The sequence below is a fragment of the Corallococcus sp. CA041A genome (assembly GCF_003612075.1).
In the GTDB taxonomy this organism is placed as follows: Bacteria; Myxococcota; Myxococcia; order Myxococcales; family Myxococcaceae; genus Corallococcus; species Corallococcus exiguus.
The window spans coordinates 1-24,233 of record NZ_RAWF01000019.1; the positions used below are offsets into that span (position 1 = coordinate 1).

Annotated in this window: 19 protein-coding genes; 13 read left to right on the plus strand and 6 right to left on the minus strand. The window is 70.2% G+C overall.

The window, feature by feature from the left end:
• The first annotated feature begins 90 nt into the window (after window positions 1–90).
• The 5 genes from D7V77_RS05860 (at window position 91) to D7V77_RS05880 (ending at window position 7,191) form a co-directional block, all read left to right on the plus strand.
• Window positions 91–2,505 carry an acyl-CoA dehydrogenase gene (locus D7V77_RS05860; RefSeq protein ID WP_120575282.1) on the plus strand — a complete coding sequence of 805 codons (2,415 nt, stop codon included), beginning with the start codon at window positions 91–93 and terminating at the stop codon, window positions 2,503–2,505.
• Window positions 2,502–3,017: an ester cyclase gene (locus tag D7V77_RS05865; protein ID WP_120575283.1), complete on the plus strand. Its 516-nt coding sequence runs from the start codon at window positions 2,502–2,504 to the stop codon at window positions 3,015–3,017. Before D7V77_RS05860 ends, D7V77_RS05865 begins: the two co-directional genes overlap by 4 nt.
• Before the next feature lie 135 nt (window positions 3,018–3,152).
• Window positions 3,153–4,694, plus strand: coding sequence for an MBL fold metallo-hydrolase (locus D7V77_RS05870; RefSeq protein WP_304485866.1), 1,542 nt, complete (start codon window positions 3,153–3,155; stop codon window positions 4,692–4,694).
• On the plus strand, window positions 4,687–5,136 hold the full coding sequence (locus D7V77_RS05875; RefSeq protein WP_120575284.1) for a DUF3293 domain-containing protein: 450 nt from the start codon (window positions 4,687–4,689) through the stop codon (window positions 5,134–5,136). The genes D7V77_RS05870 and D7V77_RS05875 overlap by 8 nt, the downstream gene beginning before the upstream one ends.
• 144 nt (window positions 5,137–5,280) lie before the next feature.
• Entirely contained in the window at window positions 5,281–7,191 is a 1,911-nt protein-coding gene (locus tag D7V77_RS05880; RefSeq protein ID WP_120575285.1) for a bifunctional UDP-sugar hydrolase/5'-nucleotidase, read from the plus strand.
• A 3-nt stretch (window positions 7,192–7,194) separates the two neighbouring features.
• On the opposite strand, the gene D7V77_RS05885 is transcribed toward D7V77_RS05880, so the two are convergent.
• Window positions 7,195–7,515, minus strand: a complete 321-nt coding sequence (locus D7V77_RS05885; protein WP_233596712.1) for a hypothetical protein — start codon at window positions 7,513–7,515, stop codon at window positions 7,195–7,197.
• A 213-nt stretch (window positions 7,516–7,728) separates the two neighbouring features.
• On the minus strand, window positions 7,729–8,328 hold the full coding sequence (gene clpP / locus D7V77_RS05890) for an ATP-dependent Clp endopeptidase proteolytic subunit ClpP (RefSeq protein WP_014399808.1): 600 nt from the start codon (window positions 8,326–8,328) through the stop codon (window positions 7,729–7,731).
• 184 nt (window positions 8,329–8,512) lie between these two features.
• On the opposite strand from clpP, the gene D7V77_RS05900 reads away from it, so the two are divergent.
• On the plus strand, window positions 8,513–11,380 hold the full coding sequence (locus tag D7V77_RS05900) for an ELWxxDGT repeat protein (protein ID WP_158624342.1): 2,868 nt from the start codon (window positions 8,513–8,515) through the stop codon (window positions 11,378–11,380).
• Window positions 11,381–11,630: 250 nt separating this feature from the next.
• Window positions 11,631–14,366, plus strand: a complete 2,736-nt coding sequence (locus tag D7V77_RS05905) for a hypothetical protein (RefSeq protein ID WP_120575289.1) — start codon at window positions 11,631–11,633, stop codon at window positions 14,364–14,366.
• A gap of 10 nt (window positions 14,367–14,376) precedes the next feature.
• On the opposite strand, the gene fumC is transcribed toward D7V77_RS05905, so the two are convergent.
• Window positions 14,377–15,774 (minus strand): class II fumarate hydratase, encoded by a 1,398-nt coding sequence (gene fumC, locus D7V77_RS05910; RefSeq protein WP_120575290.1) that lies wholly within the window; start codon window positions 15,772–15,774, stop codon window positions 14,377–14,379.
• 98 nt (window positions 15,775–15,872) lie between these two features.
• Between fumC and D7V77_RS05915 the strand changes: the two genes are divergently transcribed.
• The gene (locus D7V77_RS05915; RefSeq protein WP_233596713.1) at window positions 15,873–16,352 is read left to right on the plus strand and encodes an MOSC domain-containing protein; all 480 of its coding nucleotides are present in this window, start codon (window positions 15,873–15,875) and stop codon (window positions 16,350–16,352) included.
• Between the two features lie 4 nt (window positions 16,353–16,356).
• On the opposite strand, the gene D7V77_RS05920 is transcribed toward D7V77_RS05915, so the two are convergent.
• Window positions 16,357–16,899, minus strand: a complete 543-nt coding sequence (locus D7V77_RS05920; protein WP_233596714.1) for a Uma2 family endonuclease — start codon at window positions 16,897–16,899, stop codon at window positions 16,357–16,359.
• 257 nt (window positions 16,900–17,156) lie between these two features.
• Between D7V77_RS05920 and D7V77_RS05925 the strand changes: the two genes are divergently transcribed.
• On the plus strand, window positions 17,157–17,708 hold the full coding sequence (locus D7V77_RS05925) for a PDC sensor domain-containing protein (RefSeq protein WP_120575292.1): 552 nt from the start codon (window positions 17,157–17,159) through the stop codon (window positions 17,706–17,708).
• Between the two features lie 37 nt (window positions 17,709–17,745).
• Window positions 17,746–19,653, plus strand: coding sequence for a methyl-accepting chemotaxis protein (locus D7V77_RS05930; protein WP_120575293.1), 1,908 nt, complete (start codon window positions 17,746–17,748; stop codon window positions 19,651–19,653).
• A 31-nt stretch (window positions 19,654–19,684) separates the two neighbouring features.
• Here D7V77_RS05930 and D7V77_RS05935 read toward each other — a convergent pair whose 3' ends face one another.
• Window positions 19,685–20,044 (minus strand): PspC domain-containing protein, encoded by a 360-nt coding sequence (locus D7V77_RS05935; protein WP_120575294.1) that lies wholly within the window; start codon window positions 20,042–20,044, stop codon window positions 19,685–19,687.
• A gap of 275 nt (window positions 20,045–20,319) precedes the next feature.
• Between D7V77_RS05935 and aceB the strand changes: the two genes are divergently transcribed.
• From aceB to D7V77_RS05950, 3 genes are all read left to right on the plus strand, one after another.
• Entirely contained in the window at window positions 20,320–21,942 is a 1,623-nt protein-coding gene (aceB, locus tag D7V77_RS05940; protein WP_120575295.1) for a malate synthase A, read from the plus strand.
• Between the two features lie 63 nt (window positions 21,943–22,005).
• The gene (aceA, locus tag D7V77_RS05945; RefSeq protein ID WP_120575296.1) at window positions 22,006–23,292 is read left to right on the plus strand and encodes an isocitrate lyase; all 1,287 of its coding nucleotides are present in this window, start codon (window positions 22,006–22,008) and stop codon (window positions 23,290–23,292) included.
• 213 nt (window positions 23,293–23,505) lie between these two features.
• Window positions 23,506–23,919, plus strand: a complete 414-nt coding sequence (locus tag D7V77_RS05950; protein ID WP_120575297.1) for a hypothetical protein — start codon at window positions 23,506–23,508, stop codon at window positions 23,917–23,919.
• Window positions 23,920–23,979: 60 nt separating this feature from the next.
• On the opposite strand, the gene D7V77_RS05955 is transcribed toward D7V77_RS05950, so the two are convergent.
• Window positions 23,980–24,225: a hypothetical protein gene (locus D7V77_RS05955; protein WP_120575298.1), complete on the minus strand. Its 246-nt coding sequence runs from the start codon at window positions 24,223–24,225 to the stop codon at window positions 23,980–23,982.
• Between the last annotated feature and the right edge of the window lie 8 nt (window positions 24,226–24,233).

Sequence of the window (24,233 nt, forward strand, 5' to 3'; positions counted from 1 at the left end):
GCCGGTGAACAGGACCCCATTCCGTCGTTGCCGGAGCCTTTCAGCGTGGCGACACTGCCCAGGTTCCGTTCCCTCGCCTGGAGAGTCCGCATGCTCGACGCCCCATCCCGCCCCTCCGCCCGGGAGCTGCTGTCCCTGTCCAGCCTCGCCCCGCTGGTCCCCATGCTGTACGTCGCCTGGACGGACGGCGAGCTGACGGGCGACGAACTCCGCGCCCTGGGCTCCGCCGCCCGCGCCCAGCCCTGGTTGGACCTCAAGTCCAGCTCCGTCCTGGCCCTGTGGGTGGATCCGCTGCGTCCGCCCCCGCCCCGCGAGCTGGCCCTCGTGCGCGAACACATCCGCGCCACCGCGGAGAAGCTGGCCACCAGCCAGCAGCAGAACCTGGCGGAGCTGGGCGTGCAGCTGGCCCAGGCGCTCGCGGGTGAAGCGCCCCTGAGCATCCCGCCCGCGGAGCTGGCCAAGGCCCTGGCCTCCATCGAGGCCACCCTGGGCGTGGACGGCAAGGAGGCGGTGCGCTCGCTGGTGCCCAGGGCGTCGCGCGTCCCGCACGCGGAGCCCCGCTCGCACACGTCGTCCTTCGACCCGGCGGCGATGACGGCCGTGCTGGACCGCACCTACGCGAACGTGCGCCAGCAGGTGCGCGGTTGGCTGGAGGACGCGGACTTCCGCTACAAGGAAGGGCTCGGCACCACCGCCTACCGCGACCAGGTCTTCGACTGGCTCAAGCACCTGGCCAATGACGGCCTGGGACAGCTCGCCTTCCCCAAGGGCCGCGAGGGCGGCGGCGACCTGGGCGCGTTCATCGCCGCGTTCGAGACGATGGCCTTCTTCGACCTGAGCCTCGTCATCAAGGCGGGTGTGCACTTCGGCCTGTTCGGCTCCAGCATCCTGTTCCTGGGCACCAAGCGGCACCATCAGCAGTACCTGCCCCGGGTCGCCTCGCTGGAGCTGCCCGGCTGCTTCGCGATGAGCGAACTGGGCCACGGCTCCAACGTGCGCGACTGCGAGACGGTGGCCCGCTACGACGCGGCCACGAGCGAGTTCGTCATCCACACGCCGTCGGAGACCGCGCGCAAGGAATGGATTGGCAACGCCGCCCGCCACGCGCGCATCGCCACCGTGTTCGCGCAGCTGGAGGTGGATGGCGAGCGGCTGGGCGTGCACGCGCTGCTCGTCCCGCTGCGCGATGAGCACGGCAAGATCCTGCCGAACATCCGCATCGAGGACTGCGGCGAGAAGATGGGCCTCAACGGCGTGGACAACGGCCGGCTGTGGTTCGACCACGTGCGCGTGCCGCGCGACAACCTGCTCGACCGCTACGGACAGGTGACCGAGGCCGGCGAGTACACCTCCTCCATCACCGGCGACTCCAAGCGCTTCTTCACCATGCTGGGCGCGCTGGTGGCGGGCCGCGTGAGCGTGGCGTGCGCGTCCCTGTCCGCGGCCAAGAGCGCGCTGACCATCGCCGTGCGCTACGGCGACCTGCGCCGCCAGTTCGGCCCCCAGGGCGCTCCTGAAGTCCGCCTGCTGGACCACCAGGTGCACCAGCTGCGGCTGCTGCCGCTCGTCGCCAAGGCGTACGCGGTGGACTTCGCGCTGGAGTACCTGGTGGACCGCTACGTCCACCGCACGGAGGACGACGCGCGCGAAATCGAGGCGCTCGCCGCGGGCCTCAAGGCCTACGCGTCGTGGAACGCCACCGCCACCATCCAGGAGTGCCGCGAGGCATGCGGTGGCCAGGGCTACCTCACCGCGAACCGGTTCGCGTCGCTCAAGGCGGACACGGACGTGTTCACGACCTTCGAGGGCGACAACACCGTGCTCATGCAGCTGGTCGCCAAGGGCCTGCTCACGGGCTACCGCCAGCGCTTCGAGGACGACCGCGTCTTCGCGGTGCTCCGCCTCATCGTGGACCAGGCCGCCACGGTGTTCACGGACCGCAACCCCATCGCCGGCCGGCGCACGGACACGGACCACCTGCGCGACAGCGACTTCCAGCTGCGCGCCCTGCGCTTCCGCGAGGAGGCCCTGCTCGCGTCGGTGTCCAAGCGCATCCGCAAGCGGCTCACCGCGGGCGTGGAGGCCTTCGAGGCCTTCAACCAGGTGCAGGCGCACCTGCTGGCCCTGGCGCACGCGAGCGTGGAGCGCATCGTGCTGGAGCAGTTCCTGCGCGGCGTGGCGGACGTGAAGGACGAAGCGCTCAAGCCGGTGCTGGGGCGCATGGCGGACCTCTTCGGCCTGTCCTGCCTGGAGTCCGCCAGCGGCTGGTTCCTGGAGCACGGCTGGCTCACGGCCCCCAAGGCCCAGGCCATCCGCAAGGAGCGCGTGAAGCTGTGCGAGGAGCTGCGGCCGGATGCCGTGGGGCTCGTGGACGCGTTCGGGATTCCCGACACCTGCCTGGCGGCGCCCATCGGCCTGGGGCGGCTGGCGCCCGGCGGTGAACGGTTCGACGACACGGCGGCTGACAGCGCCCGTGCGGGCCCGGCAGATTCCCGCGCGTCATGAGGACCTGTGCGTCGTGGGTGGTGTTGGGGCTCGTGGGGCTCACCGGTTGCGCGACGGTGTCCCCAGCGGAGCGGGCCCGTCAGATGGGCGAATCCAACAAGGAACGTGCCCGCCTGTTCACCGAGGAGATCTACAACCAGAAGCGCCTGGAGCGTCTCCCGGAGTACATCGCGGCCGACTACGTGGACCGCTCCGAGGGCGCCCCCCAGGACCTCCGCGGCCCGGAGGTGGTGCGCACCCAGGCGGAAGCCGGGTTCACCCTCTTCCCGGACCTGAGGTTCGAACTGCTCCACGTGATGGCGGAGGACGACTGGGTGATGGTGCGCTGGCGCGCGACGGGCACGGACACCCAGGGCCCGCCCACCGCGGATGGCAAGTCCCGCCCGCTCACGTTCCACGGGGACTCGCTGTACCGGCTGCGTGAGGGCCGGCTGGTGGAGTCGTGGGACCTCACGGACCGGCTGGATCCGCTGCTCCAGCGCGGGTTCAAGGTCGTGCCGCCCGAATCCTGAAGCGTCCCGACCCGGGACACGCCAAACGGCCACGGGTCGGGCTCGACGCCGCTGGAGTCAGGAAAAACCGGGGCGTAGCGGGATGTCTCCCCATTGACACCTACGCACCGGACCCATCAGGGTCCGGGGATGAGGATGAACGCGGGACCCATGCGGGCCGCGGACAAGGCCCGACAGAAGGCCTTCCGCACGGCCTTTCCCTCCCACGGCCAGCGGCCGTCCTGGGGCGGCAGGTTGTTGCGCCTGTTCGGATGGGGCCTGCTCCTGCTGGGTGCGTTCCTGCTGGTCGTCGTCATCGACGGCTGGCGTTCGTTCGGCGAGGTGCCGGAAGGAGCGCGGCTGGAGCGGATGAAGCGCTCGCCGCAGTGGCTGGACGGAAGCTTCGAGAACCCGCAGCCCATCCTGAACAACTGGGAGCGGACGCTGTCGGACCTGTTCCACTCGAGCCCGGATAGCTCGCCCCGGATGCCGGTGGTGGTGGACCGCATCGACCCGAAGCGCTTCGCCACGCCGCCCGAGGACGGACTGCGCGTCACCTGGCTGGGGCACTCGTCCACGCTGGTGGAGGTGGACGGGCACCGCGTGCTCACCGACCCCGTGTGGGGCGAGCGCACGTCACCGCTGGGGTGGATTGGCCCGAAGCGCTGGTTCCCCGCGCCCATCGCGCTGAACGAACTGCCGCCCATCGACGCGGTGGTCATCTCCCACGATCACTATGATCACCTGGACTTCGCCACCATCGACGCGATGAAGGACTGGGACACCACGTTCGTGGTGCCGCTGGGCGTGGGCGCGCACCTGGAATACTGGGGCGTGCCGGCCAACCGCATTGTGGAGCTGGACTGGTGGGAGCGCACGAAGGTGAAGGGGCTGGACATCGTGTGCACGCCCGCGCGGCATGCGTCGGGCCGGTTCCTCCAGCAGAACAAGACGCTGTGGGCGGGCTGGGCGCTGGTGGGCTCCAAGCACCGCGTCTACTACTCCGGCGACACGGGCCTGTTCCCCGCCATGGAGGAGATTGGCGCGAAGCTGGGGCCGTTCGATTTGACGATGATTGAAACGGGCCAGTACGGCGCGGGCTGGCCGGACTGGCACCTGGGGCCGGAGCAGGCGGTGCTGGCCCACCGGCTGGTGCAGGGCCGGTTGATGCTGCCGGTGCACTGGGGGCTGGTGACGCTGGCGTACCACGGCTGGACGGAGCCGGTGGAGCGCTCGCTCGCGGCCGCGAAGCACGACGGCGTGGGCATCACCACGCCCCGGCCCGGGCAGGACTTCCTCGCGCTGACGCCGCCGCCCGTGGAGCGCTGGTGGCCCGACCGTCCGTGGAAGACGGCGGAGGAGGCCCCCATCGTGGCCAGCCAGATTCCGCCCAAGCTGCGGGAAGGACACCCGGCGCTGCCGTTGCTCCCGGTGCCCGCGGCCGTGAGTCCGCAAGCCGCGAAGCAGGCGACCCCGAAGACACCAGCAGCGCCGAGCGTGAATCCTCCCGCGCCGCCCGCGGCTCCGCAGGGCGCGAGTCCGACCGCCGCGACTCCGCCAGCCGCTCCGCCGAGCTCGGCTCCACCGTCGCCGGCTCCGCAAGGCGCGGGGACGCAGCCCGCAGTCCCAGCGACGGTGGTCACTCCTGTCCCCAGTCCACAGGGCACGGGAGCCGCGGTCGCGATTCCGCATGAGTGATGTACGGCGGGCCGCGCTGCACGGGGCCTTCAAGGCCACGGGCTACGTCGTGCGCCCGCATCCGCTCGTCGGAGACCGCAAGCACGTGCTGCGCGTGGATGCCTTGCATCCGGAGCTCGACGCCGCGCTCACCGCGCACCGCTTCCCCACCTGGGCCTTCCTCACCGCGTGGAACCCGCGCGCGCACGCGCGTCCGCTCCGCACCAACGCGCGCCTCCAGCAACGGCTGCTCGCACTGCTCGAAGCCCGGGGCCACCCGAGCGTGTCCGCCGTGGGCGTGGCGGAGGACCGCCGCTGGTTCGAGGAGAGCCTCTTCGTCCCCGGCCTGTCCCGCGACGAAGCCCTGCGCTTCGGCCGCCTGTTCGACCAGGAGGCCGTGCTCTGGGGCGCGGTGGGCGGCGCCGCGGAGCTGGTGATGTGCCGGGAGCCCGCGCACTCCTGAGCCCGCGACAGGTGTCGGGCAGGTCACATCCGACGGGACGACACGCATTCGGGACCCGTCCCTCACCTCCACGCCACGAGACGATGCCAGGGTCCCCGCGCCTCGCCGGGCCCACCGCCTCCCTGTCCCAGGAGCCGTCTCGATATGCAGCCTTCTGTCCCCCGCACGCGTGATGTCGCGCGTCCCAGCGTCTTCCTCCTCGCCGGCGCTTTCGTCACCGGCCTGCTGCTCGCCTTCCACGGCGGCTGCGGCAATAACGAGTGCACCAACGCCTTCGACTGCCAGGAGCAGAACCCCGCGCCGGAAGGCCAGGGCTGGACCTGCGTGGACCACGTCTGCCAGGCCGTCACCTTCCCGCCCCCGGCCAACAACACCGACGCGGGCACCGGCGACACCGACGCGGGCACCGACGACGGCGGCACCACCGTCGCCGTGAAGATCATCGCCTTCAACGACTTCCACGGGCAGCTGGAGCCCGCGGCCGGCACCGGCGGACAGATTCACCAGGCCCTGCTGGCGGATGGCGGCGTGGACACCACCACCCGAGTGAACGCGGGCGGCGCCGTGTACCTCGGCCGCTACATCGCGGACCTGCGCGCGAAGAACCCGAACTCCATCGTGGTGTCCGCGGGTGACCTCATCGGCGCCACGCCGCTGCTCTCCGCGCTCTTCCACGACGAGCCCACCATCGAGGCCATGAACGACATCGGCCTGGACATCAGCGCCGTGGGCAACCACGAGTTCGACGAGGGCGGCACGGAGCTCTTGCGCATGCAGTCCGGAGGCTGCCACCCGGTGGACGGCTGCCAGGACGGCACCGGCTTCACCGGCGCGAAGTTCAAGATCCTCGCGGCCAACGTCGCCACCGGCCCCACCAGCACGCTCCTCCCGCGTTACGACGTGCGCACCTTCGAGGGCGTGAAGGTGGCCTTCATCGGCATGACCCTGGAGGGCACGCCGAACATCGTCACCCCCACGGGCATCCGCGGCCTGGAGTTCAAGGACGAGGTGGAGACGGTCAACGCGCTCGTCCCGGAGCTCAAGGCGCAGGGCGTGAACGCCATGGTCGTCATCGTGCACGAGGGCGGCACGCCCGGCGTCGACTCGCTCTACAACGAGTGCAAGGGCATCACCGGCCCCATCGTGGAGATCGCGTCGAAGCTGGACCCGGCCGTGAGCGTCATCGTCAGCGGCCACACCCACCAGGCCTACAACTGCACGCTGAGCGGCAAGCTCGTCACCAGCGCCGCGTCGGTGGGCCGGCTCGTCACGGACATCGACCTGACGCTGGACGCGGCCACGGGCCAGGTCGTGAAGGCCCAGGCGCAGAACGTCATCGTCACCCGCACGGTGACGCCCGACCCGGAGGTCGCGGAGCTCATCACCCGCTACAAGGGCCTCACCACGCCGCTGGAGAACCGCGTCATCGGCTACATCGACCAGACGCTCATTCGCGGCAACATCCAGCTGGACCCCACCGGCCAGTCCACCATGGGCTTCGTCATCGCGGACGCGCAGCTGGAGGCCACCCAGGGCGCGACCGTGGGCGGCGCCCAGATTGCCTTCATGAACCCGGGGGGCGTGCGCGCGGACCTGCTGCGCGACCCCGCCGACCCCAACGACAAGGGCGCCGTCACCTACGGCGAGGCCTTCACCGTGCAGCCCTTCGGCAACAGCCTGGTCACCCTGACGCTGACCGGCGCGCAGATTGAGCGCTTGATGGAGCAGCAGTTCCAGCTCGCCAGCCCCCGCATCCTCCACCCCTCCGCGGGCTTCACGTATGCGTTCAGCGCGTCCGCGCCCGCGGGCGCCAAAATCGACCCCGCCAGCATCCAGCTCAACGGCGTGGCCATCGACCCGGCCGCCAGCTACCGCGTCACCGTGAACAGCTTCCTCGCCCCCGGCGGCGACGGCTTCACCGTCCTCGCGGAGGGCACGAACCCGCTGGGCGGCGCGGTGGACTCGGACGCGCTGGAGGCCTACCTCACCGCGAAGAGCTCGGAGGCCGCGCCGCTCCCGGCCCCGGCGCTCGACCGCGTCACGCGGCTGCCGTAGCCATCACTGGGGGCCCGAGCCGCCCGTCGCGGGGCTCGATTCGCTGGGCAGGGAGGTCCTGGGGAGGGGCAGCAAGGAGGGGTTGATGTCGATGAGCCTCGACCCCGTCACGCGCTGCGCCAGCTCGTCGAAGTCCACCTCCAGGAACTTCCCGGAGCCCTCCTCCGGGAGCGCGAAGCGGACCCGCCAGTAGTTGGGGCGGATCCGCACCGCCTCGCCCGCTTCCGCCAGCACCATGCCGCTCTGCCGGGCGTACTCCGCGCCCGCGTCGACGACATTGCGCTCCCCCAACTCCTCCTGGACCGGCTGGGAGCTGGGGGGCACGGGAAGGCGGCCCGTGGGACCGGTGGCACAACCCACACCCGCCAGGAAGGCAGGCAGCAGAGCAGCGGCAAGGAGGCGGGGCAGCATGCCCCAACATTGGGCACCCCCCCGTCAAGCTGCACCGAGGGACGGCTTGCGAAGCCGCCACCCATCGAATGCCTGCCCGGAGCAGCGGCACGGGGCCTGCTCCTCCGGCTCCCGCTGGAATGAAAGCTACTTGGGCGCCGGCACGCCCGAGGCGCGCTCCACGACCTCGTCGATGAGGCCGTACTGCCGGGCCTCCTCGGCGCTCATGAAGTAGTCGCGCTCGGTGTCCTTCTCGATGCGCTCGATGGTGTGGCCCGTGTGCTTCACGAACAGGCCATTGAGGTACGTGCGCAGACGGAGGATCTCCTTCGCCTGGATGTCGATGTCCGTCGCCTGACCCTGCGCGCCACCCAGCGGCTGGTGGATCATGATGCGGCTGTTGGGCAGGGCGTAGCGCTTGCCCTTGGAGCCCGCCAGCAGGAGCAGCGCGCCCGCGGAGGCCGCCTGGCCCACGCAGATGGTGGACACGGGGCACTTGACGTACTGCATCGTGTCATACATCGCGAGCGCCGCCGTGACGGAGCCACCGGGCGAGTTGATGTAGAGGTTGATGCCCTTGTCCGGGTCCTCGGACTCCAGGAACAGCAGCTGGGCGACGATGAGGTTGGCCACATCGTCGTTGATGGGCGTGCCCAGGAGGATGATGCGGTCCTTGAGCAGACGGCTGTAGAGGTCGTACGCCCGCTCGCCGCGGTGCGTGGTCTCAATGACGAAGGGGACGTTCATGGCCCCCGTACCCTAATCGTCCCCCTTCCCGCGCGCTCCCCCCTTCTTGCGGGAGCGTGCGCTGTCCCACGCTTTGACCCGAAGTGAAGCGGCCGCCCTTGTTGCCGGCGGGCAGCGCCCCAACACATCCCTCGCCGACACGCACCCACCGTCCGTGCGTCCGGCGTCTCTGTTGGGGGATGTCATGCGTTGGAAGCAGTCGTTGAGCACGTTGGCCGTCTTTCTCTTCTCACTGGGCACGAGCACGGGTTGCGGGTCTCCGGCTCCCGCGTCCGGAGCCGAGCCGCTCCCCGCCGAGGAGGGCCCGAACGAGCCCCTCCCGCAGCCCGGCGATCCGCCGGTGAAGGAGGAGCCCGGCCCGGTGGTGCAGCAGCCGCCGCCGGTGAAGGAGGAGCCCGGCCCCGTCGAAGAGGAGCCCGGCCCCGTCGAAGAGGAGCCCGGCCCCGTCGAGGAGGTCATCGCCTCGCCGTTCCTGGTGAAGGACGTCACGCCCGGGCTCCTGGCCGCGCTCCCCGCCGCGCGGACGGAAGGGTACGTCCCGCTGGGGAACCGCTGGTTCTTCAGCGTGGACGACGGCGTCCACGGCAAGGAGCTCTGGAGCACGGACGGGACGCGGGAGGGCACGGCGATGGTGACCGACCTGCTGCCCGGCGCCGAAGGCTCCAACCCCGAGTCCCTCGTGCGCATGGGAGACCGGCTCTACTTCACCGCCCGGATGCTGCCGGGCCTGTACGCGCTGTGGAGCTCGGACGGCACCGCCGCGGGCACCCGGCGGGTGACCCTGCTGGGCAGCCACGCACAGAACGTCGCCGTGGGCGATGGCGTCTTCATCTTCAAGGCGAAGGCCGAGGCCGGCTCCGCGTGGTGGAGTGATTGGTACAGCCTGTGGCGCTCGGACGGCACGCCCCAGGGGACCTGGCAGCTGGGGGAGTACGGCTTCTCGGACCGGGTCACCGCGATTGCCCCGGTCTGGGAGGGCGCCACGCTCGACTTCATCGTCCGGCAGTTCGACGGAGGCGCCCAGCTGTGGAGGACGGACGGCACGGCCCAGGGCACGCACCAGGTGATGGGCATGAGCGCCCCCTGGGAGCCCACGCTCATCACGCGGGTGGGCAGCCGCTACGTCTTCTGGGCACGCGGCAGTGAGACGGGCCCCTTCACCCTGTGGAGCACGGACGGGACGCAGGAGGGGACGGTCTCCCTGAAGTCCGTGCGCTGGAGCAGCTCCACGGAGGAGCAGCCGATGGAGCCCCTCACCGTCATCGGGGACACGGTCTACTTCCGGGGCTGGGACGCCGAAGCGGGCCAGGAGCCGTGGAAGACGGACGGCACCCCCGAGGGCACCGTCCGCATCGCGGACCTGCGGCCCGGCGCCGCCGACAGCCACCCCGTCTTCACCGCCACGTTCGCGGGCAGCGCCTGGTTCACCGCGCTCGAGGGGACGGACACCGTGCTCTTCAAGACGGACGGCACCCCGGAGGGCACCGTGCGCGTGACGCCCCCGGGCGCGCGGCTGGACGCCGAGGCGAAGCCCCAGGCCACGCCCTCGGGTGTCTTCTTCTCCGCCTTCAGCACCGCCGGGGGAAACCAGGTGTGGCGCACGGATGGCACCGCCGGTGGCACGCTCCCGGTGAGCGCCGCGGATCCGCGGGGCCTGCCCTGGCTGGCCGGCTGGGGCGGGGACCGGATGTTCTTCACGTCCGCGGAGGGCGTGCTCCACGCGACGCGGGGGACGCCCGGCACGACGGACACCCTGGCGCCGCTGACCGCCAGCCAGGCGGGCTCCTTCGACGCGAGCTCCGAGGTCGTGGACGTGGACGGCACGCTCTTCTTCACCGTGCCCGTCCCCCAGGGCGCCGGTCCGTCCGGACGGGCGCTGTGGCGCTCGGACGGGACGGCCGGGGGAACGCAGCGGGTGGAGCACACCTCCGAGCACGAGCCCACGCACCTGACGCCGCTCAACGGCGGCCTGCTGTTCCTCGACGGGCGCGACCACACCTCGCTCTGGTGGTTGGACCGCGCGGGCAGTGAGTCGCGGCGGGTGGGAGACCTGGGGGGCAACGGCCCCCGGCTCGTCTCCACGGGGAAGCACGTCTGGTTCGTGCGTGGGCAGCACCCGGACCTGCAGGAGCTGTGGCGCACGGACGGCACGGTGGAAGGCACCCTGCGCGTGGTGGACCGCATCGGACGGGGCATCTACAGCGACATCCCGCCCGTGCTCCGGGCGGTGGGGGACACGCTCTACTTCACGACGGTCCAGGACGTCTGGACGCCGATGAACGACACGCTGTGGAAGTCGGACGGGACGCGCGAGGGCACGGTGCGCGTCCACTCCTTCGTGAACACCATCGGCTGGGATTCCATCCGGAACATCTGGCCCGCGGGCTCGCGCGTCTACTTTCACCTGATGGGGGACCCCTGGACCCACCAGGTGTGGGTCACGGAGGGAACGCCGGAGACGACGCGCTTCGTGGCGGAGCTGCCCTTCAGCAGCGTCCCCGGCTCCGAATCCGCGGTGCTGGGCGACACGCTGTTCCTGTCGCTTGGCGCGAATGTCCCGAAGCTCTGGAAGACGGACGGGCAGAGCTCCGGGGTCGTGCGCGAGTTCAGCAAGGGCCCCACCACCGGGGGGCCTACGTCCCTCATCGCCCAGAACGGCCAGCTGCTGTTCTGGGCATCGGATGGCTCGAACGGCTATGCGCTGTGGAAGAGTGACGGCACGACGGCGGGCACGACGCCGGTGGAGAGCGCCCCACCGCCCGACGCCGCCGTTCGCGTCACGTCCCCCAGTCCCCTGGTGTCGCTGCGCCCGGGCGGACCGCTCCTCTTCACCGCGTCGGACAGCGACGCCGGCCTGGAGCTGTGGAGGACGGACGGCACGGCCCGGGGCACGAAGCGGCTGGTGGACAGGGTCCCCGGGACCCGGTCCTCGGCGCCCGCGCACCTGACGGTCGCGGGTGACCACCTCTTCTTCTCCGCGTGGACGCCCGAGTCCGGGCGCGAGCTGTGGGCCCTGCCGCGCCAGGCCCCCGAGGCTCCGGCTTCGCGATAGGCCCCGACCCCGGACGTGGAAGTGAAGCGAGGCCCCCGGCCCGGCGTGCCATCCGCGCCAGGCCGGGGGCCTCCTGCGTCGCGCACGAAGCCGCCACCGTGCGCTGCCTCACGTTTGCGCGAGCCCGGAGGAGTCGGAGAAAGCCTACCGATTCGCCGGAGTGTGTCTGTCAAACGCTCCGGCGGATTTGATAGGGATTGCCCCCGCCACGCTGGACCGGACACTCCAGGCCCAGCACAGAGGGGGATGCATGACGTTGAAGTCCGTGAAGCTGTTGCTGGCGGGAGTACTGGCCCTGGGGATGGCCTGCGGCGGGAAGAGCACGCCGGAAGGCCCGCGGGACGCGTACCCCGTCTGGGATGGACAGACGGGCGACCGTCCTGGAAAGAGGACGAGCGCGCCCCGCGACCTGATGGACCTGGGCACCACCCTCCTGTTCACCCAGGACGACGGCGTCCACGGCCGCGAGCTCTGGACGACGGACGGCTCCGCGCAGGGGACCGCGATGATGGTGGACCTGCTGCCCGGGCTCCCGGGCTCCGAGCCGGACACCTTCACGCGTGCGGACGACGGCAGCGTCTACTTCGTGGCCCGGACGACCTACGCCTCCGACACCGTGATTCCCCGAGGCGCGGACACCTTCGCGCTGTTCCGCACCCGGGGAACCTCTGAGAGCACCACCCTGTTGCTGGCGCTGCCCCACCGCCCGGGCTTCCTCGTCACCGCGAGCGGCGGCGTCTACCTGTCCGCGCCGGACTTCACGGACTCCGGCGAGGACGCGGCGTCGCTCTGGTTCAGCGACGGCACGCCCGGGGGCAGCCGGAAGGTGGCGCTACCACCCGACGCCCGCCTCTCCCTGAAGGACTCGAGCGCCGCGACGTTGGGCAACGCGGTGCTGGTCACCGCCCGGACCTCCGTTGGGGGTTGGCAGCTGGTGAGGGCGGACGGAACGATGGAGGGGACGCGGCGGCTGGCGCTCCTGCCCCCCTATGGGAACGTAGAGACTCCCCGGCGGCTCACGACGCTGGGCGGCCAGGTGATCTTCTGGGCGCAGGCCCTGGGAGGCCTTGGCAGGAGGGTCCTCTGGCACTCGGACGGAACGGAGGAGGGCACCGTCCCGTTCGCGGACATCGCCCCGGACCGCGACCAGGACAGCTTCTTCGTGCGGGACGGCATGGCGTTCTTCAGCGGAGAGGATCCGCTGACCGGCAGCGAGCCCTGGCGGACGGATGGCACGACGCAGGGCACCGCCCTCATCGCCGACCTGATCCCCGGCACCGCGGGCTCCCACCCCACCACGTTCACGCGCCAGGGCTTCTACGTCTACTTCACCGCGCGCACGGAGGTCGGGACGCGCCTGTTCCGCACCCTCGGGGCCGAGGAGAACACGACGCGCGTGAACGTCTGGGACGACGGCGCACAGCAGACGCCGCAGCCCACCGGGGAACGGATGGTCGCCACCGTGGACGCCCTGTTCTTCCTCGCCACCACGCAGGCGGACACGTCGCTCCGGCTGTGGCGCGTGGGAGCGACCACCGCCGGGGCGACGGCCGTGTCGGGGCCGCTCTCCGTGCCCATGAGCCTGGAGATACCGGCGCGAGGCGTCCTCTATCTCAGCAGCCTGGAGGACGGGCTCTGGACGCACAATGGCATGACAGGCCCCGCGACCCAGGTCGTGCCGCCATCTCCCCTGCCCGCGGATTCCTGGGAGGGAGCCACGGAAGCGGTGGACCTGGGAGGCACGCTGTACTTCACCCAGCGCGACCCCACCCGGATGGACACCTGGCGGCTGTGGAAGAGCGATGGCACGGCGGCGGGAACGGTCCAGGCGAAGACTCCCGTCGCGGGCGAGTTCAACCACGTGCCGCTGTCACCGGAGATGCTCACCGTCGTGAACGGGCAGCTCCTGTTCGCAGCCATGTCTCCGGAGCTCCAGGTGCCCTACTCCCTCTGGAGCTACGACCCGGCGTCCGGGAACGCCACGCGGCTCGTGACCTCGCTGGGCCGCTGGGTCACGGCGACGGATCCGCTGCTGTTCACCTCCCACCCCGTCAAGGTGGGACGCCAGGCGTACTTCATGGTCGCCGGGAAGGACGGTGGCAGCCCGGACGAGCTGTGGAAGACGGACGGCACCGAGGCGGGCACCGTGCGGCTGAAGGCCGGCCTCGCGCCCTACTTCGCGACGAACTTCATGCCCGTGGGCTCGCGGCTCTTCTTCTCGGTGAGCACGAGCATGAGTCGCGCGGAACTGTGGACCAGCGACGGCACCGAAGCGGGCACCGTGCGGCTCACGGCCCCGGAGTTCACTTCGCTCATCTTCGGAGGTGCCGCCATGGGTGACCGCCTCTTCTTCTGGACCGGGCAGGGCAGCGAGACGCTGGTGCTCTGGAAGAGCGACGGCACGCCCGAGGGCACGGTGCCCGTGGGCGCCATGCCCGGCGCCCGTCCGACGCCGACGGATCCCGGCGTGGCCCTGGGGGACGCGTTCTACTTCCCCTGCGGCTTCGGCCAGGGCGTGCCCCAGCTGTGCCGGACGGACGGACAGGTCATGAACGCGATGACGGGCACGTTCGGGCCGGAAGGCACGCCCCTGTGGCCCAACCACCTGACGGTGCAGGACGGCCACCTGCTCTTCTGGGCCGCGACCCCCACGAACGGCTACGCCCTGTGGCGCGCGGAGCCGGGAGGCGCCCCCACGCTGCTGATGCAGGCGCGGGCGGGGATGAGCGCGGTGGCCACGCCGGGCCCGCTCGTGCGGAGCAGGCCCGGAGGCCCCTTCCTCTTCGCCGCGTCGGACGGCACCTCCGGCCTGGAGCTTTGGAGGACGGACGGCACGCCCGGGGGCACGGTGCGCGCCGCGGACATCGCGCCGGGGCTCCAGTCCTCCGCACCCGGTTGGCCCATGGTGCCCTCCGGTGACCGCGTCTACTTCCCGGCCTGGACGCCCACCGAAGGCCGGGAGCTGTGGGCCCTGCCCATGCCGTAAGGCGAAGGGACTAGAGGTTCCCGGTCATCTTCTCCGGCCGGACCCACTGGTCGAACTGCTCGGCGGTGACGAGCCCCAGCTCCACCGCCACCTCCTTCAGCGTCTTGCCCTGCTTGTGGGCCGTCTTGGCGATCTTCGCCGCGTTGTCGTAGCCGATGTGCGGGTTGAGCGCGGTGACGAGCATCAGGCTGCGCTGGAGGTTCTCCTGGAGGCGCGGGAGGTTGGGCTCGATGCCCACCGCGCAGTTCAGACGGAAGCTGCGCATGCCGTCCGCGAGCAGGCGGCAGCTCTGCAGGAAGTTCTGGATGATGAGCGGCTTGAAGACGTTGAGCTCGAAGTTGCCGGACGCGCCGCCCAGGGAGATGGCCACGTCGTTGCCCATCACCTGGGCGGACAGCATGGTGAGCGCCTCGCTCTGCGTGGGGTTCACCTTGCCCGGCATGATGGAGCTGCCCGGCTCGTTCTCCGGGATGTTGATTTCACCAATGCCCGAGCGTGGCCCCGAAGACAGCCAGCGGATGTCATTGGCCACCTTGAACAGCACCGCCGCCAGGCCCTTGAGCGCGCCGTGTCCCTGCACCAGCGCGTCGTTGGCGGCCAGCGCCTCGAACTTGTTGGGCGCGGTGACGAAGGCGTGGCCGGTGAGCTTCGCGATTTCCGCCGCCACGCGCTCGGCGTAGCCCGGGGGCGCGTTGAGGCCGGTGCCCACGGCGGTGCCGCCCAGGGCCAGCTCCAGCATGTGCGGCAGCGCGGACTCGATGTGGCCCTTCGCGCGGTCCAGCTGCGCCACGTAGCCGCTGAACTCCTGGCCCAGGGTGAGCGGGGTCGCGTCCTGCAGGTGCGTGCGGCCAATCTTCACGATGGACTGGAAGGCCTGGGACTTCTGGGCGAGCACGTCGCGCAGGGCAACCAGCTCCGGCAGCACGTGCTTCACCACGGCCTCCACGGCGGCCACGTTCATCGCGGTGGGGAACACGTCGTTGGAGCTCTGGCCCTTGTTGACGTCGTCGTTGGCGTGGACCTTGCGGCCTTCGCCGCGCTCGCCGCCCAAGAGCTCCGAGGCGCGGTTGGCCAGCACCTCGTTGCAGTTCATGTTCGTCTGGGTGCCGCTGCCCGTCTGCCACACCAGCAGGGGGAACTCCTCGTCGTGCTGGCCGGCGAGCACTTCATCCGCGGCCTTCACGATGGACTGGGCCTTCTCCTTGGAGAGGGAGCCGTTCTCCTGGTTCACGAGCGCGGCGGCCTTCTTCACCAGCACCAGCGCGTGCACGAGCGCCGTCGGCATGCGCTCGGAAGAGATGGCGAAGTTCTGGCGGCTGCGCTGGGTCTGCGCGCCCCAGAGCCGGTCGGCAGGGACTTCGATGGGACCAAAGGTGTCCTTCTCGATGCGAACATTCTTCGTGCTCACGGTGCGGCCTCCGCGGAAAGGAACGATGTCCCGCGCGATTAACACCGCCGGACCGTCACGGCAGGGCAGAGTGACGACCCTGGCATGAGTGTCACTTCGTGAGCACCGCGGGCACCATCCGAGCCCTCTTCCTGGCCCAGGAGCGAGGCACGCCCATGCGCCGCGTCCCGGAGGCGCGGGCCGTGGAGCAGCACGGCTTCGAGGGCGACCGCCACCAGCGCAGGGCGGTGGGCCACAAGCGTCAGCTCCTGCTCCTGGACGAAGCGCAGCGCGCGGCGCTGGACGTGCCCGAAGGCGCGCTCAAGGAGAACGTGCTGGTGGAAGGGCTACCCCTGGACGCGCTGCCTCCGGGACAGCGCCTGGCGCTGGGAGCAGATGTCGTGGTGGAGCTGACTGAACCCTGCGTGCCCTGCTGGAAGCTGGACGCCCTGCGCCCCGGATTGCTGAAGGACAGCTGGGGCCGCAGGGGTCAGCTCGCTCGGGTGCTGAAGGCAGGCACCGTGCATGAAGGCGACACCGTGCGCTTGCTGGACGTGAACCCGGACGCCCCGCGCATCATCCGGCCGAAGCTGCCCTGAGCCATCACCGGCTCCAGAGTCGGCCCAGATTCAAGGGCACCGCGTCGAAGGGAACGGCATTCACGGTTCCACTGCCCAGATGCACCCCGTGCAGGCGCCACTGCCCGTCCTGGAGGCGGTGGATCTCCAACCCCATCGCCAGCGGGTCGATGAACCACAGCCACTCCACGCCCGCGCGTGCATAGACGCGCATCTTCGGACCCCGGTCCCACCGGTAGGTGGACGGTGACAACACCTCGCCAATCCAATCAGGAGCCAGGGAGAAGACAGGCGTGTTTGGAATGCGAGGCATCCGCTCGCGGCGCCATCCCGCGAGGTCCGGCACCAGCGCATCCCCCGTTCCCGCGAAGCGCAGCTCCGGTTCATACAGGATGACCCATCCACCGGGCCCATTGCTGCCCTCGTCGAACGGCCCATCCAGCCACCCTCCGAGCTTCGTCGCCGCCCTCGCGTGGGGAGACGCCGGCCTGGGACTGACGACCAGCTCGCCTTCGATGATCTCCCCCACCTTCGTCGGCGGCACGTCCTCCAGGACGGCGTACGACACCGACTTCCCCTTCCCACTCCCGTTTCCATCGCCCATGCGCGCAAGGATGCCCCCTACCCCTGACATCCTCAAGCCAGGGCCGACCCACACCCGAACGGGGAGGCAGGAAGACAGGCCCGTGCAGTGCTGCCTGCCCTGAACCCGATGAAAACAAGCTTAGTTTGAATTAAAAAATTCACACATACCCGGGGTGACGGCGCCATTGAGTCCGTGACACACTTTTCTCAATCGTTCTCACGGCTCCTGGGGATGTCTGCATGTCCATTCATTGGCTGGGTTTGGCGCTGGCAGCCTGGGGGCACCTGCCTCCGGACGGCGTCGCGCAGCTCCAGAAGGTGGATGGCGTGATGCCCCACCTGCGGCGTCTGGCGGAGGACCCGGAAGTGGTGCGCGCCCTCCGCGCCCAGAACGCTCACCGCACGCCGCTTGCCACCATCCAGCAGCTGGACTCGGAATGGATGGCGACCCCGGGCCTCACGCCCCACAAGCAGCGCGTGCTGGACGGCCCCTGCACGGGCGCGCTCCGCCGCCTGCGGGAGCGCCTGGGCCCGGCGATGGCGGAGGCCTTCGCCATGGATGATCAAGGCGCGCTCGTCTGCGCCAGCCGGCGCACGTCCGACTACTGGCAGGGCGACGAGGACAAGTGGCGCCTCACCTACGCCCAGGGCCGCGGCGGCCCCACGCTGAAGGAAGCCCCCTTCTTCGACGAGTCCACCCAGGCCTACGTCATCCAGGTGTCCCTCCCCGTCCGCGATGGCGCCCAGGTCATCGGCGCGCTCACCGTGGGCCTGTCCCTGCTCGACCTGTGACACCGACCGGTCCCGTTCCCAACCTGGATTCTCCTGCATGCGACTGCTGTCCGGATTGAAGTTGCGGGGCCGCCTCACGCTGTGGATCTGCCTGCTGCTCGTCGCGGCTCTCGTCCCCGCCGTCGGTGCTGGCGTCCACACCATCCGGCGCAACCTGGAGCAGCAGGTGCACGGCGTCCTCCAGGTGGAAGCGGACGGCCTGCAGGACCTCATCGAAGCCTCGCTGCACGAGCGCGAAGCGAACGCCCGCGCGTGGACCGAGGACGCCATCGTGCGCGGCGCGCTCCTCTTCGACACCTACGCCAAGAGCGACGCGGTGCTCGCCTCGCTGAACAGCCGGCACACCAGCTTCGCCGGACTGGTGCTGTTCACCCCCGACGGGCGCGCCGTCTCCGTGAGCCGGCCGGAGCTGCTCCAGGCCTTCGCCGGCCGCGAACAGGAGGTGCGCGCCGCGCCCTGGTTCCAGACCGCGCTGGAGGACCGGCTGGACCCCGCCGTCCTCACGGGCGCCCTCACGAAGAAGGACCCCTTCCTCGACCGCACCGTGATGCCCCTGGCCATGCCCGTGCTCAGCCCCATCTCCGGAGCCAGGGTGGGCGTACTGCTGGCCGCGTATGACTGGGGCCAGGTGGAGAAGGTGGTCGAGGGCGCGCTCCAGCGGGCCCAGGACCGGGGCCAGAAGAGCTTCACCCTGGAGGTCCTCGCCCCGAACGGCGCCAGCCTCTTCAGCGCCCGCGCGGAAGGCACGCCGAACCTCATGAACCCCGTGCGGGCCGAGGTCCACAACGGCACCACCCAGCGCTTCGCCGCCGGCCAGGACTGGCGCTTCGTGGCGGCGATGGAGTCGGACGAGGCCTTCCTGCCCCTGCGGCGCTTCCTGCAACTCAGCCTGCTCGCGGGGAGCGCGCTCCTGGGGGTGGCCGTCCTGGCCGCCTGGGCCCTGGCGCGAGGGGTGACGCGGCCCATCGCCACATTGAGCGCGCTGGTGTCCCGCGTGGTGCGCGAGGGCGACCTCACCCAGAAGGTGGAAGCCCACGGCCACCAGGACGAAGTGGGCGAGCTGGCCTCCGCCTTCTCCCGGATGATGGACCACCTGCGCGAGTCCACCACCAGCCTCCAGCAGGCCACCCGCGTCCTGGGGCAGACGGTGAGCGAGCTCACTGAAGCCACCGAGCAGCAGGAGCGCAACCTCACCCGGCAGGGCACCGCCATCCACGAGACGCAGGTCACCGCGAAGGAGATTCAACAGACCTCGCAGCTGGCCGCGGAGCGCTCGCAGGCCGTGCTCGCGTTGGTGGCGCGGGCGCGTGAAGCCGGCGGCGCCGGACAGACGGCGCTCGGCGCCAGCCTGGACGGCTTCGAACAGCTGCGCGACCACGGCGCGCGCCTGGCGGAAGGCATCTCCTCCCTCAACGAGCGCACGCGCCAGATTGGCGGCATCACCCAGACGGTGAAGGACCTGGCGGACCAGTCCAACATGCTCGCCCTCAACGCGGCCATCGAAGCGTCGCGCTCCGGCGAGCACGGCAAGGGCTTTGGCGTGGTGGCGCGCGAAATCCGCAGCCTCGCGGACCAGTCCATCCAGGCCACCGGCCGGGTGCGCGACATCCTGGACGCCATCCGCGGCGGCATCCACGACACCGTGGCGCTGTCAGAAGAGGGCCAGCGCCGCTCCGAGGCGGGCCTGGCCCAGGTGCGCGAGAGCGGTCAGAGCCTGCGTGCGCTGACGGACATCATCCAGGACAACGCGTCCGCGGCCCAGCAGATCGCCGCCGCCGTCATCCAGCAGAACGCCGGCATCGCGCAGATTTTCGCCGCCGTCACGGACCTGTCCCGGATGATGGACGACACCCTCCAGGCCATGCACGGCACCCAGCGCATGACGCACGCCCTGCGCGGCGTGGCCGAGCGCATGGAGTCCGTGGCCGGCGTCTGGCGCGTCTAGCAGCGAAACGCGCCAGGGCACGGCAGCCACGTCAGACGCGCTTCTCCCAGCGGGGCGTGTCGTCGTCCACCGGCGTGTTCGCGACCTTGGACACCCAGTCCAGCGTCCCCTGCAGCGGGGCCCGGCCAAACGCCTTCGCCGGGATGAACGCCCAGAGCAGCAGGTAGAGCGCGGCGCTCATCCCCGCGGACGCGAACAGCATCAGCACGAACGCCACCCGCACCAGCGAAACGTCCACGCCCAGCTCGCGCGCCAGCGACGCGCAGACGCCCAGCAGCGCCCGCCCCTCGCCCCGGTGCATGGGCACCGTGCGCGCACGGCAGTGCGGGCAGCGCTGCGCCTCGCCGGACAGCTCCTTCGAACAGGCCCTGCAGCGTGTCGTGACGTCCATGAGGTGACCTCCCAGTCAGGCCCCCGCTTGGCACGATGGGGGTCCCATACCTACCTACGGAACCCACCGCCCGTGATTGCACCCGCCCCTCCGATGTCGTGATTCCGGGGGTTTCTGGCCGGCTGCGTCAGTGGATTTACAAATTTAATCCAGGCGATGTTGACAGCCTTACAGGCAAGCAGCTTCTAATTCACCAAGGCTTCCCTTCCCTAGATGGCAGGGACATCTTTCAGCCCGTTGGACCGCTTTTACAACGCATCTCGTCAGGAGCCGACATGGACGCGCGCACCTCCCAGAATCCCCCGGCCTTCGGCCCCGGCGTGACCGTGGAGGGCCCCTGGCACCCGGATTACGCGGAGGTGCTGACGCAGGAGGCCATGGCCTTCGTGGCGAAGCTGGTCCGCACTTTCGGTGAACGACGGGAAGCACTGCTGGAGCGGCGCAAGAAGGTGGCGCAGGACTGGCGCAAGGGCGAGCGCCCGCACTTCCTCCAGGAGACGGCGGACATCCGCAAGGGCGACTGGACCGTGTCCCCGGTGCCCGCGGACCTGCAGGACCGGCGCGTGGAAATCACCGGTCCGGTGGACCGCAAGATGATCATCAACGCGCTCAACTCCGGCGCCAGCGTCTTCATGGCGGACTTCGAGGACGCCAACAGCCCCACCTGGGACAACGTGGTGCGCGGCCAGCTGAACCTGCGCGACGCCGTGCGCAAGTCCATCTCCTTCTCCGCGGAGAACGGGAAGCACTACGCGCTGAATGAGAAGCACGCCGTGCTGTTCGTGCGCCCGCGCGGCTGGCACCTGCCGGAGCGCCACGTGCGCATCGACGGCAAGCCCATCTCCGGCTCGCTCTTCGACTTCGGCCTGTTCTTCTTCCACAACGCGCGCGAGCAGCTGAAGCGCGGCACGGGCCCCTACTTCTACCTGCCCAAGATGCAGAGCCACCTGGAGGCCCGGCTGTGGAACGACGTGTTCCACCTGGCCCAGAGCGAGCTGGACATCCCGCGCGGCACCATCAAGGCCACGGTCCTCATCGAGACGCTGCCCGCCGCGTTCGAGATGGACGAAATCCTCTACGAGCTGCGCGAGCACTCGGCCGGCCTCAACTGCGGCCGCTGGGACTACATCTTCAGCTTCATCAAGACGCTCCAGTCGGACGCGTCCGTGGTGCTGCCCGACCGCGGGCAGGTGACCATGGACAAGGGCTTCCTCAACGCCTACTCGCAGCTGCTCATCCAGACCTGTCACCGCCGGGGTGCGCACGCCATGGGCGGCATGGCCGCCTTCATCCCCATCAAGGGAGACGCCGCCGCCAACGACGCGGTGATGGCCAAGGTCCGCGCGGACAAGCTGCGTGAGGCGAAGAACGGCCACGACGGCACCTGGGTCGCGCACCCCGGTCTCGTCCCGTTGGCGAAGGAGATCTTCGACGCGCAGATGCAGGGCCCCAACCAGGTGGCCAACAAGCGCGAGGACGTGCGCATCACCGAAGCGGACCTGCTCAAGCTGCCCTCCGGCACGCGCACGGAGGAAGGCCTGCGCCACAACATCCGCGTGGGCATCCAGTACACCGCCGCGTGGCTGGGCGGCCTGGGCTGCGTGCCGCTCTACAACCTGATGGAGGACGCGGCCACGGCGGAAATCTCCCGCGCCCAGGTGTGGCAGTGGATCCACCACGAGGCCACGCTGGAGGACGGCCGCCAGGTGACGCCGGAGCTGTTCGGCAAGCTGCTCGCGGAGGAGATGGCGCGCATGGACCGCGAGGGCGCCACCGAGCGCTACGGCCAGGCGCACATGGAGAAGTCCCGCGCCCTCTTCGAGCAGCTGTCCACCGCGCCCGCCTTCGAGGACTTCCTCACGCTGCCGGCCTACGAGGCCCTCGACCCGCGGTCCTGACGCTTTTCCAGACGCAGCACCGAAGTCTTTTCAACCCTTCACTGTAGCCCGAGGAGTCCTGGCATGTACGACGCGACGCAGACCACTTCCGATGCCTCCCCTCACGCGAAGCTCCACGCGCAGCGCTTCGAGGGAATCAAGCGCACCTACACGGACAAGGACGTGGAGAAGCTGCGCGGCTCCATCCGCGTGAGCCACACGCTGGCGGAGATGGGCGCCCGCCGCCTCTGGGAGCTGCTCCACACGGACGAGTACATCAACGCGCTCGGCGCCCTCACCGGCAACCAGGCGGTGCAGATGGTGCGCGCGGGCCTCAAGGCCATCTACCTGTCCGGCTGGCAGGTCGCCGCGGACGCGAACTCCGCGGGCCAGATGTACCCGGACCAGAGCCTCTACCCGGTGGACTCCGTCCCCTCCGTGGTGAAGAAGATCAACAACGCCCTGCGCCGCGCGGACCAGATCGACCACGCGGAAGGCCGCAAGGACCGCAACTGGTTCGCGCCCATCATCGCGGACGCGGAGGCCGGCTTCGGCGGTCCGCTCAACGCCTATGAGCTGATGAAGGGCATGATTGAAGCGGGCGCCGCGGGCGTGCACTTCGAGGACCAGCTGGCCAGCGAGAAGAAGTGCGGCCACATGGGCGGCAAGGTGCTGGTGCCCACCAGCCACTTCGTGCGCACGCTGACCGCGGCGCGCCTGGCGGCGGACGTGATGGGCGTGTCCACGCTGCTCGTCGCCCGCACGGACGCGGACAGCGCCAAGCTCCTGATGAGCGACGCGGACGAGTACGACCACGCCTTCATCGACAAGGCGGCGGGCCGCACGGCCGAGGGCTTCTACCGCATCAAGGGCGGCCTGGAGTGCGCCATCGCGCGCGGCCTGGCCTACGCGCCGTACGCGGACCTGGTGTGGTGCGAGACCAGCACCCCGGACCTGGCGCAGGCCAAGGCCTTCGCCGAGGGCATCCACAAGAAGTTCCCCAACAAGATGCTCGCGTACAACTGCTCGCCGTCCTTCAACTGGAAGAAGAACCTGGACGACAGCACCATCGCGAAGTTCCAGCGGGAGCTGGGCGCCATGGGCTACAAGTTCCAGTTCGTCACCCTGGCGGGCTTCCACGCGCTGAACTTCTCCATGTACGAGCTGGCCCGTCAGTACAAGGACCGCGGCATGGCGGCCTACAGCGAGATGCAGCAGTCGGAGTTCGGCGCGGAGAAGAACGGCTACACCGCCACGCGCCACCAGCGCGAGGTGGGCACCGGCTACTTCGACCAGGTCGCCGAGGTGATTTCCGGCGGCAGCGCCAGCACCCTGGCCCTGCACGAGTCCACCGAGGCCCACCAGTTCTAGGCCTGGCGGATCAGGCTTGGACGCCCTGAAAAGGCACTGAAGGCCGTGGCGTCCCAGGGAAAATCCCCTGGGATTCCGCGGCCTTCGCCGTTCGCGAGGCGAAAGAGGCAACTTCCCCGGGGCTGGGGCGATAATGCAGGGAACGAACTTGAAGCCCCACAGGCACGCCTTCGGGTGCGCCGCGCAGACCGGGGCCTTTTGACGGGAGCCGCCATGAACCGCATCACGTCTCTCTCCGGTCCTCGGGTGCAGCCGACCGCGACGAACACCGCCTCCTCCGTGTCGGGCAGCCGCTTCGGCTCGCTGATGTCGGGTGCGGCCGCGCAGCCGAAGATGGGCGCGCAGCTGACGGGCGGTTCGGTGGTGTCGACGGCGCTGGCGCAGATGGGGGCCACGCCGCACGGCGGGCTGATGAACGCCTACACCGCGGGCGCCACCTCCACGCCGGTGAACGTCACGGGCAATCAGACCCAGCAGCAGCAGCAGGCTGCGGCCTCGCAGACGGGTGCGGAGCCCAAGAGCGAGGAGATGCAGGCCATCGAGGACCTGGCCGTCATGTCCGCGGTGTCCATGTCCCAGTCCATCCTGCACATGGGCGGAATGAAGCTGACCCTGGACCGCGAGTAGTCCCCGCGTTCCAAGGCCGTCCTTCACAGCATCTGCTTCACGTGAGCCCTGGGGGAGACCTCAGGGCTTTTTCTTGTCGCTGTCGTCGCTGTACTGGTCGCGGATGCCGTCGTGCCGGTTCTTCGTGTCGTTCCAGGGCTGATCCACGTCGGAGCGCTGCCCGCCGTTCTGCCCGGTGACGTCGTTGAGTTCCTCGGCGCGGCCTTCGGCGGGCACCCGGTCGCCGTGCTCCTCCGGGTCCTTCTGCTTGCTGGGGTCCAGCGGGATGCCGGCGCTCTTCTTGAGGTATTCGTCCTTGGGGTCCATGCCGTCAT

Bases quoted from the DNA above. Each gene is read 5' to 3' on its own strand.
- D7V77_RS05860 (WP_120575282.1), top strand. From the start codon at position 91: ATGCTCGACGCCCCATCCCGCCCCTCCGCCCGGGAGCTGCTGTCCCTG.
- D7V77_RS05865 (WP_120575283.1), top strand. From the start codon at position 2,502: ATGAGGACCTGTGCGTCGTGGGTGGTGTTGGGGCTCGTGGGGCTCACC.
- D7V77_RS05870 (WP_304485866.1), top strand. From the start codon at position 3,153: ATGAACGCGGGACCCATGCGGGCCGCGGACAAGGCCCGACAGAAGGCC.
- D7V77_RS05875 (WP_120575284.1), top strand. From the start codon at position 4,687: ATGAGTGATGTACGGCGGGCCGCGCTGCACGGGGCCTTCAAGGCCACG.
- D7V77_RS05880 (WP_120575285.1), top strand. From the start codon at position 5,281: ATGCAGCCTTCTGTCCCCCGCACGCGTGATGTCGCGCGTCCCAGCGTC.
- clpP (WP_014399808.1), bottom strand. From the start codon at position 8,328: ATGAACGTCCCCTTCGTCATTGAGACCACGCACCGCGGCGAGCGGGCG.
- D7V77_RS05900 (WP_158624342.1), top strand. From the start codon at position 8,513: ATGCGTTGGAAGCAGTCGTTGAGCACGTTGGCCGTCTTTCTCTTCTCA.
- D7V77_RS05905 (WP_120575289.1), top strand. From the start codon at position 11,631: ATGACGTTGAAGTCCGTGAAGCTGTTGCTGGCGGGAGTACTGGCCCTG.
- D7V77_RS05925 (WP_120575292.1), top strand. From the start codon at position 17,157: ATGTCCATTCATTGGCTGGGTTTGGCGCTGGCAGCCTGGGGGCACCTG.
- D7V77_RS05930 (WP_120575293.1), top strand. From the start codon at position 17,746: ATGCGACTGCTGTCCGGATTGAAGTTGCGGGGCCGCCTCACGCTGTGG.
- D7V77_RS05935 (WP_120575294.1), bottom strand. From the start codon at position 20,044: ATGGACGTCACGACACGCTGCAGGGCCTGTTCGAAGGAGCTGTCCGGC.
- aceB (WP_120575295.1), top strand. From the start codon at position 20,320: ATGGACGCGCGCACCTCCCAGAATCCCCCGGCCTTCGGCCCCGGCGTG.
- aceA (WP_120575296.1), top strand. From the start codon at position 22,006: ATGTACGACGCGACGCAGACCACTTCCGATGCCTCCCCTCACGCGAAG.
- D7V77_RS05950 (WP_120575297.1), top strand. From the start codon at position 23,506: ATGAACCGCATCACGTCTCTCTCCGGTCCTCGGGTGCAGCCGACCGCG.
- D7V77_RS05955 (WP_120575298.1), bottom strand. From the start codon at position 24,225: ATGGACCCCAAGGACGAATACCTCAAGAAGAGCGCCGGCATCCCGCTG.